This is a genomic window from Shewanella inventionis, from assembly GCF_019931735.1.
GTDB classification, from domain to species: Bacteria; Pseudomonadota; Gammaproteobacteria; order Enterobacterales; family Shewanellaceae; genus Shewanella; species Shewanella inventionis.
Map to the genome: position 1 here is coordinate 2,567,795 of NZ_CP082926.1, position 13,487 is coordinate 2,581,281.

Consider the following 13,487-nt stretch of genomic DNA (forward strand, 5'->3'; position numbering starts at 1 on the left):
AAAAAAGAATAATAAAAAGCTTAACTCAATCAAATTTCTAGATTGTCTTGCTGGCTTTACATTGGTGTATTGATAACAAGACACGGGAGTGGGTATGCGGATTGATATCGATGCGTTTAATGTTTTGCAAGTTCTTGTTGAAGAAGGGAGTTTTGCTAAGGCATCCGAGCGTTTACATAAAGCGCAATCAGCGGTGAGCTACCAAGTTAAGAAGCTAGAACAACATTTAGGGGTGACATTATTTAATCGAGATCACTACCGAGCAGAGTTAACGCCAGAGGGTAAAGTCATTTTGGCAGAGGGCCAGCGACTGCTTCAACATTTAGCCAATATTGAGCATCTTGCTAGTCGTTATAGTCAGGGCTGGGAGCCTAAGCTTGAATTAATCATTGACGGGGCATTGCCGATGGAGCCCATTATGAGCGCATTAAAGTTGATGTCAGAGCACAATATCCCCACCAAAATTCAATTAAATATGGAGTTTTTAGGTGGTGTGCAACATAGGTTTGAGCGAGAACAAGCAGATTTGATGTTGGTTAAAGATTATCGTACTGGGCCGTCGTATCATCCTAAACCCTTACCCACCATTACCAGTGTGCTGGTTGCGGCAAGATTGCATCCATTAAGCCAAAGGCGAGACATAAGCCTGCCTGAGCTGCAACAGCATGTAGAGCTCACCATTGAAGACTCATCGCCGGGTAAACGTGCGCGTGATGAAATGCAATTTGGCGGTGATAAAGTGTTTTATCTGTCAGGCTTTATTATGAAAAAAAATGCATTATTAAAAGGCCTGGGCTTTGGATGGATGCCGGATTTTTTAATCACTGAAGAGTTAGCCAATGGTGAGTTAACGGCAATTGATTTTGTGGGCGGCAATCGTTTTAGCTTTACCCCGCAATTAGTGTCAACCTCAGAGCGTCCTTTAGGCCGAGCTGGGCAATTATTTACTGAACTTATTTTGCAAGAATTTGCCCTATATCAACAGCAACAAACAGGATTAAGTGGCGCAGGATTAGGCTAGTTAGGTGCATGCAATCTTTTTTTGACATATTATGTCACAAAGTTTCCATAGGAATAAAAGTAACATCTTGTTAACCTAAAGCAATAATAGCATCTGTGCTAACGCTGAATCTGCCACACTCATTTTTAAGGAGCAAAAAATGACCAGAAAATGTCACGAAGTTGATTACGAAATTATCGGTTCAAGTATGCAATTAGTTGAAATTGAACTAGACCCGCATGAGGCAGTGGTCGCCGAAGCTGGGGCCATGACATACCTTGAAGAAGATATTTCATTTGAAGCCAAAATGGGTGATGGCTCAGAACCAGAGTCAGGCTTTTTTGGTAAATTGTTGGGTGCAGGAAAGCGAGCCATTACAGGTGAGGGGATTTTTATGACTCACTTTACCAACGAGGGCGGTCGTAAACGTAAAGTGGCTTTTTCAGCCCCATTTCCAGGCACTGTCTTAGCTATCGATCTTGCCAAGCATAATGGCGAACTAATTTGCCAAAAAGACAGTTTTTTAGCCGCGGCAATGGGTACCCAAGTGTCGATGAAGTTTAATAAACGCCTTGGTGTGGGGTTCTTTGGTGGTGAAGGCTTTATTTTACAGAGCCTTAAAGGCGATGGCATGGCGTTTGTGCATGCTGGTGGCACCTTGATTAAAAAAGAATTACGCGGTGAAACTTTACGTGTTGATACCGGTTGTTTAGTGGGTTTTACCCCAGGCATTGATTATGATATTCAGCGTGCAGGCTCATTAAAATCGATGGTGTTTGGCGGTGAGGGGTTATTTCTTGCAACGTTACAAGGTCACGGCACTGTGTGGCTGCAAAGTTTACCGTTTTCTCGCATGGCTGATCGTATTATTGCCCATGCACCGTCAAGTGGTGGTAAAGATCAAGGTGAAGGTTCTGTGTTAGGTGGCATTGGGCGAATGATTAATTAACGTTTCTTTTTTCTGCTCAATTAAAAGGGTGGCTAAATTCAGTCACCCTTTTTTTATACTTAAATCATTGCCCTAGCATAACAATATGAGCAAATTCATCAGCGCTGACAGGTTGAACGCTTAACCGTGCACCTTTGGTCACTAATACCATGTCTTGTAAAGCCGGGTCACTTTTGAGTTGTTGTAAACTGACTATCTGATTCAGTTTTGCAGTAAATTGAATATCTACTTGCCACCACCGCGGTTTGTCTGGCTCTGACTTAGGGTCAAAGTAGCGAGATTGTGGATCAAAAGCACTTTCATCAAGTGTAGGCTGGCTAACAACTGTGGCAATACCGACAACACCTGGCACTTTGCAACTAGAATGGTAAAACAACACTTGATCGCCATGTGTGATTTCATCGCGGATAAAGTTCCTTGCTTGGTAATTTCGAATACCTTGCCAAGCCATTGTATGATTTGGGCTATCACGTAAATCACCAATACTGATGTCATCGGGTTCGGACTTCATTAACCAATATTTCATACTTTACTCTTTTATATTCATTTTTTGGCATATTATCATCCGCACACTAAAAAGCCGACTACGAGATGTAATCGGCTTTCACTAAGAGGTTGTTTATACGGGCTTGGTAACGATAGTTTGACCAATTGGCGTTAAGCTTAATAGCGCTAACTTAATGTGTTGTATTGCAAACGGGATACCAATGATAGTGATAAAACAGGCCAGGGCATGGGCTAAATGACCAATCGCCAACCAAATACCAAAGAATAAAAACCAAATAACGTTACCAATTAAGCCAAAGCTACCGGTGCCAAGATCTTCATGGCCGGTTAAATGCTTGCGGTTAACGCTTTCTTGTCCAAATGGCCAAAACGCCATTTCACCAATCACAAAACATGCACGACCAAATGGAATACCGACAATACTGATAAAGCATAAGAGTCCGGCAAGCCACCAGGCTAAGCCCATCACAAAACCGCCCAAAACAAACCAAGCAATATTAAACAGTAAACGTAAAAGTGACATTGTTTTTCCTTATTGAAATCTAAAAATTCAAAACGGGTACTGAACTGACTTAAGTTTAACTAAGCGATATTTATGCCAAAGTTTTAACTTATTGATTATAAATGTTTTACTGTGATTTTAATAAGGAGGGAATAACGCACGTTAGTGAAATCGTTAAATCAATCGGTGAGTTTTATCATTTATTAGTTAAAATACTCAAATCAAGTATTTAGAGAGCGCCAATGTTTGCTATAAGCCCTGTACAACCAATGCTATTTGAACAAAGACCTATCTTTGTCAAACGAGATGACTTATTACACCCTGACTTTAGCGGTAATAAAGCGCGTAAGTTTTATCATTTTTTATCGCAAGATTATGCGCATATTACCCAACTTGTCGGTTCGGGTTCTGCCCAAGCAAATTCGTTATATTCGATGTCAGTGCTGGCTAAACAACAGGGTTGGCAATTTGATTACTATGTCAGTCATATCAGCGATTTTATTCTCCAGCACCCTAATGGAAATTATGCAGCAGCTATTGCCAATGGCGCTAATATTATTGAAGTCGGCCAACTTAAGTTAGCGGATAAATATCAGCAGATGCATTTAGATGACGTCGTACAACATATTGTTGCATCTGACTACAATAACAAAAACTCATTGTTACACATCCCTGAGGGTGGGCGCTGCGAGTATGCTGAAGCGGGTGTTGCCATATTAGCAACAGAGATTATTGATTGGGCAAGATTACGTAATACCAAAGCATTAAAAGTATTTTTACCTTCAGGCACAGGTACAACTGCAGCGTATTTAAATAAGCAGTTGCTACAACAACAGACAAACAACAATATTAATATCGAGGTATTAACTTGCAGTACAGTTGGCGGGGATGATTATTTACGCCAACAATTTTCTCAATTAGTTGCTCAAGAGTATTTTCCAACCATAGTGAATGACGGGCACAAATACCATTTTGGAAAATTAACGAAACGTTGTTATGAAATGTGGCAAACGGTGTGTCAATCTGGAATTGAATTTGAGTTGTTGTACGATCCGGTTGGTTTTTTAGTGTTAAAACATTATTTACAGCAACATTCGCAGTGGGCCGACGACATCGTGTATGTACATCAGGGTGGGGTTTTAGGTAATCAAACCATGTTACCTAGGTATCAGCGTAAATTTGGCTATTCTGAATAAATCAGAAAACGATAGACAGTTAACAACTAAATAAAAGTTAACGTTAGAGTGAGTGAGGTGTAATAGGGGGAGGTTCATTTTGCTCTGTTTTAATAAACATCGGTAAGTGAGAGGAGAATACCGAGAAATGAGTTTATTAAATAACAGAGCAAATGATTAACGCTAGGCGTTAGGAGTATTACTTATTTGCAGTAATTAACCATTTCATGAAGTTTAGTGCTTCAGTACGCTTTGAAAAGGTTTTTTTGTTTTTACCTAGGCTGTCAGTAAAAGCAATTGAATTTTTGTTTGATGAAATTGAATTAACTGGAAAGCTAACTGAAATTTCATGTCCATTAATGTTGTATGACATATGCCACACTCCTTATTTTTGCTATTCACCCTTGGGTGAGAAAATTGTTCAATAAAATATCCTTGGCATTTTTTAGTGGTGCGAAAGATTAACTTGTCGAGATTTAACTTAACCTATTCTGAACTCACTAATCAAGTGTTGTGATATAAATAGTTGATTAAAGTCAGGTTAACTTGTGATCACAATCAATCATCTGGGTTAACTTACAACTAGAATAACGTTTCACTTAACTCAGTAAGTTGAACATAATCATGTGACAAAAGCATGACCAATACAGTTTGTTTTTAAATTTTACAAACATTGGTGCTATGTCATGAGTATGTACAGAAGCTTGTCTTGGGTTTACGAAGGAAGTTGAGCAGACTTACAGGTAGGTAACCAAAATTAACAAGATTTTAAATCTGTGTAGATTCTATACTCACTTTTCATTTATAGCAACAACGTTTTTCTAAAAAAATACAAACAACATGCAATTTGTACGTATTTTAATCGATAAAAAGTAGAGCTGTAACAAAACACGTGATAAGTAGATGTTTTTAATCGCGATACGCTGTAGCTGATAAAGACACGTATCGCGATTAAAAAAGTTACATCACTTGCGTTAATACAATAAGTCACCAATTGGATTAAGTAACTTGCTTATTCCTTTTGTGAAATATAACGGAGCATCAACGATGGTGTAACACAAACAGCCTTCGGTAGTTTTAGGTGAATGCTCGTGGTTTTGGTCTAGCAGCATAAAGTCACCAGGTTTGTAAGTGTTGTAGCAATCACTAAATTCACCCGCTAATAATAGGGTTAACTCTGAACCTTTGTGAGTATGGTCTGGTATTTCACCATTGGCTGCAATGTGTAATAAGCTTGCTCGAGCTTGTGGTTCGCCAGTGTCTAGTCGTAACCTACTCACCTTACCAATACCTTGCCATCCACTTGTAATCTGCTGTTTAAAAACACGAGGTAACATGTATTGTTGCCCCTTAATGGTGACGCTATTGTCTGCTACCAAGGAGGATTGTGGTTTCGTTTTTACTTCGGTGTCTAATGAATCGAGAGTATTATTTAAAAACTGATTCAGTAGATCATCAAGTTGCCCATGTTGCTCAATAGAGGCAGGTTGAATGGTTTGATTTTGCTCAAAATGCTGCTCAGAAAGTGCAAGTGTCATCTGATCTAATTGCTGCTGACAGTGTGCACAAAACTCGGCATGGGCTGAGATGGCGATAGACATAGACAGAGGCAATTCGCCTTTTGCATGGAGAGACAGCAAATGCTGATCTGGGTGGTAATTAATCATAATGTTTCTCCATAAAGCTTTTTAATTTTTCTAGACCTAGTCTGAGCCGTGACTTAACGGTTCCTATTGGGATATTGAGTTTGTCTGCGAGTTCTTGTTGTGTGAGTTCTTGCATGTAAATACCTTGCACAACTTGACGTTGCAATGGCGGCAGTTCTTCGACATGTTGCAGTAAACTGGCCGACAGTAAAAAATCGTCGTCATTATTTTCAGCGTCATCAGACTCAAATAGTGGCCAAATGTCGTCACCAAATGCATCTTCACGGTTGTGTTGCACTTTGCGCAGCATGTCAAAACACTGGTTGCGCATGATGGTGAACACCCATGTACTCACAGCCGCTTTGTCAGCATTGTATAGATGTGCTTTGGTCCACACTCGTGACATGGTTTCTTGCACCAAATCCATTGCCAAGCCTTGTTGACTTAATCGCTGAACCCCAAAAGAATTGATTTTTGGAGCAAAATGCGAAAACAGTTTTGCAAATGATGTTTTACATCGGTTGTTAGCAACGAGCATCATCAACTGCGCAAGCTCATCTGTGAGCGGATTAGGTTCGTCTGAATTCATAGCACCACTTCGTTGATTAGAATATCTTAGTGAAAGATTTCCTTTATCATAACGAGTTTGACTACTTTGTGATTGAATATTTTCCATTTTTTCACTCATATCCAGTAAATCACGATGAAGCATAGTATTTATGCCGTTTATGCTGCCTATAAAACAACCTTGGAAGATCGTTTGACATCACGTTATATTGAGTAATACGCTGGTGAGCGATAAGTGGATCAGGAAAGCCGGAATTATTTTATGATGTCGAGCAAAAATGATTTTGCTAAAAGATGATCATGGTTATTAATGCACTGATATTTTTGGCTGGCACTTAAAGGGATTATCTCTAACCAACGTTGACAAACCCAGGCGATATCATTGAAGTCGCTTTCACTGTAGTGGGCTAAATGTTGTGGGTATTGCTGTAATAATTGTTTTAACGTATTACTGAGAAATTGATCCTTATCCCGCGCTTGTGATCGTATGTGTGGTTGAGCACTGTTTTCATCAATAATATTACTTGGCCAGCCGTCGATGAGTGTGACGTCTGCTCTCTTAAGCCCATCATCTTCTACTGTTATGTTGTTAATTTTGAATGTTTGTTTACCTTGAACACAGATCCCTAATAGACCATCCTCAAGCGTTTCAAAATCAATGATGTGTGTCAAAGTGCCAATTGGCATAATGGTTTTTTTGTCATCAGACAGCATGCAAAGTCCAAATCCTTGGCCACTTTTGAGTGATTCAGACACTAATCTTTTGTATCTTGGTTCAAAAATGCGCAGTTGCGTATACCCTTGTGGGAGTAAGCAAATGGGTAAAGGAAAAATGGGGATTATCATTACAGCCTCTGGGTAAAATAAAACAATGTTTCTGGGTTAATGTACGTGTTTAGTGTAATTATCGATCACCTTGATTAACCCATATGAGCTGATCTTCACTGATTGAAAGGGCATTAAGTTTGCCAATGAAGCGCTGTTTTATGGTTGGATTTATGTTAGGTGTTCGAGATAAAATCCATGCGTACTTGTTATTAGGTCCAATCACTAATGAGTCTGTATATAATCCTTGTTCATTTTGCACTACGTCGTGGATTTGATAAGCGCCGTAAAATGGCCCAAAGAAAGACACCTTGAGTAAACCTTTGTCATCACCGTCAATAAAGTACGCTTTGCCTTCTGCTGAATCCCATTGCTGCTCGTCTTGTTTAAATCCTTTATTAATCACCACCACTTTGTCACCGTCAATGCTGTATTGCGCGGTCACATTGGTCATTCCACGTTCAAATGAATGATCCAGCCGGGCAACTTCATACCAGGTACCAAGGTACTGGTTTAGTTGAAACGGTTTAACGACATCAACAGGTTCATCAATGACGGTGCAGGCTGATAGCCCAAGCGCGCAAATGCCAAGAAATGGTAAGGTGATGAGATGGCGTAATGACGTTTTCATGGTTAACTCCGTTTCTACAACAACAGTATTTAATGTCAACTATACGACGCAACGGGTTGGTTTGATCTTGAATTGGCCGGTTTAATCTTATTTTGTCGGTTGTGTCATGCTTACAAAGTCCTTTTATAGGCCAATTTTTAGTATAATAAAGCCGATTGTTATTGTTAAGTTTAGGTGGTTTGTTTCATGAATAAAGTGCTAGATACGGTAGACCAACGTACCCAATTAGTCGGTCAAAACCGTTTAGAGCTGTTGTTATTTCGCATTAGTTCAACACAATTATTCGCGATCAATGTGTTTAAAGTAAAAGAAGTGGTTAAATTACCTGCAATCAATATGTTGCCCGGTAGTAACCCTAATATTTACGGTGTGGCTAATATCCGTGGTACATCCATTCCTGTTATCAACTTACGTGAAGCAATTGGTTTTTCGAAATTGCCGATTACTGACGACAGTAATTTAATTATTACTGAGTACAATCGAAGCGTGCAGGCCTTTTTAGTCGGTAAAGTTGAACATATTATCAATATGACATGGAGTGATATTATGCCGCCGCCGAAAACCTCAGGGGCACATAATTACTTAACCGCAATCACCAAAGTGGAGCAAGAGGGGATAACGCGGTTGGTGTCTATTATTGATGTGGAAAAGGTATTGGCAGAAATTATTGATTATGATGTGAGCTTGTCAGACGGGGTGCTCGACGAGAGCCTTGTACCGAGTATGCCTGGTCGTAAAGTATTAATCGTTGATGATTCATCAACTGCTCGCAAACAAGTTCGCGACACATTAACACCTTTAGGCATTGAGATCATCGAAGCTTCAGACGGATTACAAGCGCTGAGGTTGCTGCAATCTTGGGCTGGTGATGGCAAACAAGTGGCCGATGAGCTGTTAATGATGATTACCGATGCAGAAATGCCAGAGATGGACGGTTATAAACTGACCGCTGAAGTACGCGCCGACACGCGCATGTCTGGGTTATTTATCACCTTAAATACGTCATTAAGTGGCAGTTTTAATAAGGCCATGGTTGAGAAGGTCGGATGTAACGAATTTATTTCTAAGTTTCAACCTGACTTGCTGGTGGGTGTTGTTCAAGAGCGTTTGCGTTATCTATTAGGTAAATAATCGGCGCTGCATTTTGTGATCAGTTCGGTAAATACCGCACTGGTCCATGCAACTTATTGCAGGCGTGAAGACTTTAACATTTGGCATAAGATGGTTTAGTTAATCATCTGTATCTTCAATTAATTCATCGATAATTTTTCGTTGGTGTTCACGGGTTATGCCAATATTCAGTCTGGCAATTTTAATGGCGTGGCCAAATTTAGCCTTGCCTAGTAATGTCACTAGTTGTTGTAAAAAGTGCGGGTCTAAAGACAAGGTATGGCTGTAGTGTTCTATTGCTTTAGGCAAAGAAGTAAACCTGACGTCATCAAATTCAAACCCTGCCTGATAATGACCGCTTTCTGCGTCTAGCAATATTCCATCTAGACTAAGTGGCCATCCTTTAGCGTTAATGCGTCCTTGGGCTATTTGATACATCATCCAGGCACTTTTTTTAAAGCCACCAAAAATTTTGCATTCAAATTCAGATTCTTCCAGTTCCTGTTTAGTCCAATTAATGCCGATGGCTAAATCTTTTTGATAGATATGCATTAATTGATCTTTTACCGCATCGCGGCAATCCCAAATTGAGGTCAGGGGATTTTTTTTTGCAAGCCCCAGGCATTCTTTGCATGCGGGTACAGTCAATGACGGGTGAGGCGTATGTGTCATTCTGTAATATTCAAATAATTGATTGCTAGGCTCAGCGCAAAACCAGCACGTATGACGTTGATCAAATGGAATATCAATTAATGGAGGCATAAAAAGGCCATTTAATAAAAAAGCCACTCAAAAGAGCAGCTTAATGGATAAAAAGTCGATAAAGATTTATTCTTTTTCGAAGTCAACGAGTTCTTTTGCTAATATGATAGGATCTAGCTCTTCGCATTCTTGCTCGGCTTCCCAATCGATGCCAACCAGTACGCCGTCATCATTTAAATCGCCAACCCAGTACTCTAAAAACTCAGTTAAAGTAATCGTAACTGCTTTGTAATCAGCCCACTCTTCAGTGCAATGACTGTTTGCTGCTGCTTCACTTGACCATAATGGCATGACATCGGTGTCTTCAAATTCAGATGAGTCACATACAACCCAACCTTCACCCGTTTCATCTTGTAAGCCCCATAAGACTTGGTGTTGTTTTACGTTTTCGATAAAGGCGATTAGTGCAGGAGTTTGTTCGGTCATGATATGTCGCTTCAATGAGTGAGAATTAACATCATTATACGTACTCAAAAAATAAGGAAAAGGCTTAATTAATGACAATTATGTTTATGTTGAAACTTTGTACCAATTAAAATACAAAAACACAATTTCTGATAAATAAACAGGGTTTAATGCTAACACCTCTTGTGTCCTGAATGGGGATGCGTCACGATATTCATTATTTAATTGTGAAAAGTAAGTGTTTACATGGTCCTTCAAAGTCGTTTTTCGGTGTTTATTGCAGCAATGTGTGTTTCAAGCACCTTGTTGAGTGCTTGTGCGGTATCTGCTTCTCCAGAGCCTGTTGTCAATGTTGTGCCTGAGCCTGTCGTTGCAGATTTTGCAAGCTGTGTTGTTAATCTTCAGCAAAAAGCAAAGCTTGCTGGTATATCACAGGAGATAATCAACACCACTGTTGCTAATTTAAAGTTTGTTCCGCGAGTGATTGAACTTGATAATCAGCAACCTGAATTTACGACCACTTTTGGCGATTACTTTGACAAGCGAGTCACAACGTGGCGAGTTGACCAAGGCAAAAAAATGTTGGCCAAACATCATAAGTTATTGGCTAATTTAACAACAGAGTACGGCGTGCCTGGGCAATATATCGTGGCTTTTTGGGGCTTAGAAACGAATTACGGCAGTTATAAAGGCAGTATGCCTGTACTGGATTCATTAGCCACTTTGGCCTGTGATCCTCGACGCAGTGATTACTTCACTGGCGAATTAATTCAAGCTCTTAAGTTAAAACAGCAATATCAATTTGCTGATAATAAAATGGTGGGTTCGTGGGCTGGCGCCATGGGGCATACTCAATTTATGCCAACAAACTATCGTAAATATGCCGTTGATGGCGATGGCGATGGTGTTGCAGATTTATGGAATAGCGAAGCTGATGCATTGACATCTGCGGCAAACTTTTTACAGCATTTAGGTTGGAAAGCTGATCAACGCTGGGGACGTGAAGTGCTGCTACCGCAAGATTACAGCTTTGAGTATTTGGGCAGTCAGTCTGTTTTACCGTTATCGAAGTGGCATGCCTTAAACATTAAGCAAACTAATGGTCAACCCATTGCCACACCAGAAATGCAAGCGGCTTTGTATTTACCCGCAGGGCATACGGGGCCTGCATTTTTAGGCTACGATAACTTTAATGTGATTATGCGCTGGAACCGATCAGAGTTTTATGCCATTTCAGTAGGGCATTTGGCTGACAGAATTAAAGGCGGCGCCCAGCTGAGCCGTGCTGTGCCAAAACAGCCTAGATTAAGCCGCGAAATGGTAAAACAATTGCAGCAAAAGCTTAATGATTTAGGTTTTGATGTCGGTAAGCCTGATGGTATTTTTGGCCGTAACTCAGCACTTGGCTTGCAAGGCTATCAGAAAACACAGGGGTTAATTGCCGACGGTTTTCCTGATGTAGATACCTTTAAAGCGTTGGGGATCCAACTGTAATAAGCCTTTTTTGGCGAGCAACATTATTTTTGTGGATGCATTGGCAGTCATTTGTTAAGCTTCGGAAAAATTTAGATTAAGGGATAACAATGAGCATTAAAGATGATATGGTTGTGCAGTTTAATTACACACTGCGTGACGAAAAAGGCAAAGTGATCGAGTCTAATGAAGGTCGCGATCCTATTGCATATTTGCACGGCCATGACAACATGATGCCAGGCATTGAAGATGCGATTAATGGTAAATCAGTGGGCGATAAGTTCACGGTTACGCCACCTGCAGCAGACACCTATGGTGAGCGTCAAGAAGGTGCTGAGCAACGCGTATCGGTAAAACATTTAGTGGGTGCTAAAGTGTGGAAACCAGGTATGGCAGCAGTTGTTCAAACTGAGCAGGGACAACGTCAAGTCACTATATTAAAAGTGGGTAAGTTTATGGCAACTGTGGATGTGAATCATCCTTTAGCTGGCCGTGAATTAACTTTTGATATCGAAATTGTTGCTGCTCGTGAAGCGTCTGATGAAGAAATCGCCCATGGCCATGCTCATGGCGCTGGTGGACACCATCACTAAGTAAAAATACTGTTTACCTTGAAATCCCAAGTGAATAACTTGGGATTTTTATTTGTGGTATATAAATACATATAAAGGAAAATCGATGGTTATCGACTTGTCTATCGGTAAACTGATTGTCACCGAAACTGAAATTCAGTGTCGTTTTCATGCCAGTCAAATCGTATTAACTGCTTCAGTCGATGACATTAGCTGTTTTCATCAAGGCTTGGTTATCGCCGCAGACGGCGGAACAGTTCGCTGGAGTATTAAGCTTGATAACGCCACACAACTAGAGCAAGTGCTCAACTGTACCGGTATACAAGCACAGTAACGCTTACTTTACTCAAAATAACCACAATGGTGAAATGTACGTGCTTTATATTTAACAAGTAATTGATATAAAAAGGAATGCTTATGTCGTCTTTAGATAAAATTGTTATAGAACCTCAAAAGCCTGCTACAGCCTGTGTGATTTGGCTACATGGTTTAGGTGATTCAGGTGCTGGTTTTGCTCCTGTGGTTCCGTTACTGGGCTTGCCAAGCGATCACGCAATTCGTTTTATTTTCCCGCATGCGCCAGAACAAGCCGTGACCATTAATGGGGGTTATGTGATGCGCTCTTGGTACGACATTAAAAGCATGGATTTACATGACAGAGCTGACTTACAAGGTGTGATTAAATCTGAGCAAGCTGTGAAAGAATTGATTCAAGCGCAAATTGATCAAGGTATAAAGGCAGATAAAATCGTTCTCGCTGGTTTTAGTCAGGGAGGTGTTATGAGTTTGTTCACAGGTTTGCGTTTTACCCAGAAACTGGCGGGTATTATGGCATTGTCTTGTTATTTACCCGGTGGTGAACATTTACCAGAGCAACTCGCAGATGAAAACCAGACAACCCCTATTTTGCAACATCATGGTGAGCAAGACGATGTGGTGCCTTTATTTGCCGGAAAAATGGCCTTTGATGCGCTGACTTCTGCTCATTATCAAACAACGTGGAAAAGTTATCCGATGGCTCACAGTGTTATGCCTAATCAACTTGCTGATATAGGTCAATGGATACAACAAGTGTTGAAATAAAAATTTAACACCGCTGTTCCCTGTGGCGAACAATGGCGTAAACAGCTAGGTTACCTGAAAAGTGAATTATTTAAATGGCTTAACAGCTTATCTGTTACAGCCATTTTTTTTACTTGTTTTTAACAAGTGCATTAACAATCGCATTGTTTTTTGTATGGGGCAATTGCGGTTTAAGTTATTGTTATTAATGTATTAAAAATCACACTTTTTCATAAAAATGAAATCAAAAGTCGTCAATCTTTGTTAATATGCTGTTTGTGAATTGGATTTCACAGATTTA

Annotated in this window: 17 protein-coding genes; 8 read left to right on the forward strand and 9 right to left on the reverse strand. The window is 40.1% G+C overall.

Features of this window, described 5'->3' with window-relative positions:
* Window positions 1-94 precede the first annotated feature (94 nt).
* Together K8B83_RS11435 and K8B83_RS11440 are read left to right on the forward strand one after the other, a co-directional pair.
* On the forward strand, window positions 95-1,021 hold the full coding sequence (locus tag K8B83_RS11435; protein ID WP_223417209.1) for a LysR family transcriptional regulator: 927 nt from the start codon (window positions 95-97) through the stop codon (window positions 1,019-1,021).
* A gap of 139 nt (window positions 1,022-1,160) precedes the next feature.
* Entirely contained in the window at window positions 1,161-1,949 is a 789-nt protein-coding gene (locus K8B83_RS11440; protein WP_188739230.1) for a TIGR00266 family protein, read from the forward strand.
* Between the two features lie 64 nt (window positions 1,950-2,013).
* On the opposite strand, the gene K8B83_RS11445 is transcribed toward K8B83_RS11440, so the two are convergent.
* Entirely contained in the window at window positions 2,014-2,475 is a 462-nt protein-coding gene (locus K8B83_RS11445) for an EVE domain-containing protein (RefSeq protein ID WP_223417210.1), read from the reverse strand.
* 93 nt (window positions 2,476-2,568) lie between these two features.
* Window positions 2,569-2,979, reverse strand: coding sequence for a YccF domain-containing protein (locus K8B83_RS11450; protein WP_223417211.1), 411 nt, complete (start codon window positions 2,977-2,979; stop codon window positions 2,569-2,571).
* 221 nt (window positions 2,980-3,200) lie between these two features.
* On the opposite strand from K8B83_RS11450, the gene K8B83_RS11455 reads away from it, so the two are divergent.
* Window positions 3,201-4,154 (forward strand): 1-aminocyclopropane-1-carboxylate deaminase/D-cysteine desulfhydrase, encoded by a 954-nt coding sequence (locus tag K8B83_RS11455; RefSeq protein ID WP_223417212.1) that lies wholly within the window; start codon window positions 3,201-3,203, stop codon window positions 4,152-4,154.
* Between the two features lie 178 nt (window positions 4,155-4,332).
* Here the strand turns inward: K8B83_RS11455 and K8B83_RS11460 are convergent, their stop codons facing one another.
* From K8B83_RS11460 to K8B83_RS11480, 5 genes are all read right to left on the reverse strand, one after another.
* Entirely contained in the window at window positions 4,333-4,506 is a 174-nt protein-coding gene (locus K8B83_RS11460) for a hypothetical protein (RefSeq protein ID WP_188739226.1), read from the reverse strand.
* 601 nt (window positions 4,507-5,107) lie between these two features.
* A complete protein-coding gene (locus K8B83_RS11465; protein ID WP_223417213.1) occupies window positions 5,108-5,800 on the reverse strand; it encodes a ChrR family anti-sigma-E factor in 693 nt (230 codons plus the stop codon).
* Window positions 5,793-6,455, reverse strand: coding sequence for a sigma-70 family RNA polymerase sigma factor (locus K8B83_RS11470; RefSeq protein ID WP_223417214.1), 663 nt, complete (start codon window positions 6,453-6,455; stop codon window positions 5,793-5,795). The genes K8B83_RS11465 and K8B83_RS11470 overlap by 8 nt, the downstream gene beginning before the upstream one ends.
* A 146-nt stretch (window positions 6,456-6,601) precedes the next feature.
* Window positions 6,602-7,192, reverse strand: coding sequence for an LON peptidase substrate-binding domain-containing protein (locus K8B83_RS11475; protein WP_188739224.1), 591 nt, complete (start codon window positions 7,190-7,192; stop codon window positions 6,602-6,604).
* Between the two features lie 58 nt (window positions 7,193-7,250).
* Window positions 7,251-7,802 carry a lipocalin family protein gene (locus K8B83_RS11480; RefSeq protein WP_188739223.1) on the reverse strand — a complete coding sequence of 184 codons (552 nt, stop codon included), beginning with the start codon at window positions 7,800-7,802 and terminating at the stop codon, window positions 7,251-7,253.
* Window positions 7,803-7,988: 186 nt separating this feature from the next.
* Here K8B83_RS11480 and K8B83_RS11485 point away from each other — a divergent pair, with 186 nt between their 5' ends.
* On the forward strand, window positions 7,989-8,933 hold the full coding sequence (locus K8B83_RS11485; protein WP_223417215.1) for a chemotaxis protein CheV: 945 nt from the start codon (window positions 7,989-7,991) through the stop codon (window positions 8,931-8,933).
* Between the two features lie 99 nt (window positions 8,934-9,032).
* On the opposite strand, the gene K8B83_RS11490 is transcribed toward K8B83_RS11485, so the two are convergent.
* A complete protein-coding gene (locus K8B83_RS11490) occupies window positions 9,033-9,674 on the reverse strand; it encodes a hypothetical protein (RefSeq protein WP_223417216.1) in 642 nt (213 codons plus the stop codon).
* Between the two features lie 66 nt (window positions 9,675-9,740).
* Window positions 9,741-10,100, reverse strand: coding sequence for a DUF2750 domain-containing protein (locus tag K8B83_RS11495; protein WP_188739220.1), 360 nt, complete (start codon window positions 10,098-10,100; stop codon window positions 9,741-9,743).
* A 225-nt stretch (window positions 10,101-10,325) separates the two neighbouring features.
* Between K8B83_RS11495 and K8B83_RS11500 the strand changes: the two genes are divergently transcribed.
* The 4 genes from K8B83_RS11500 (at window position 10,326) to K8B83_RS11515 (ending at window position 13,207) form a co-directional block, all read left to right on the forward strand.
* The gene (locus K8B83_RS11500; RefSeq protein WP_188739219.1) at window positions 10,326-11,573 is read left to right on the forward strand and encodes a lytic murein transglycosylase; all 1,248 of its coding nucleotides are present in this window, start codon (window positions 10,326-10,328) and stop codon (window positions 11,571-11,573) included.
* Between the two features lie 89 nt (window positions 11,574-11,662).
* A complete protein-coding gene (locus K8B83_RS11505; protein ID WP_223417217.1) occupies window positions 11,663-12,145 on the forward strand; it encodes an FKBP-type peptidyl-prolyl cis-trans isomerase in 483 nt (160 codons plus the stop codon).
* 85 nt (window positions 12,146-12,230) lie between these two features.
* The gene (locus K8B83_RS11510; RefSeq protein ID WP_188739217.1) at window positions 12,231-12,458 is read left to right on the forward strand and encodes a DUF3389 family protein; all 228 of its coding nucleotides are present in this window, start codon (window positions 12,231-12,233) and stop codon (window positions 12,456-12,458) included.
* A 77-nt stretch (window positions 12,459-12,535) separates the two neighbouring features.
* Entirely contained in the window at window positions 12,536-13,207 is a 672-nt protein-coding gene (locus K8B83_RS11515; protein ID WP_223417218.1) for an alpha/beta hydrolase, read from the forward strand.
* Window positions 13,208-13,487: the final 280 nt, after the last annotated feature.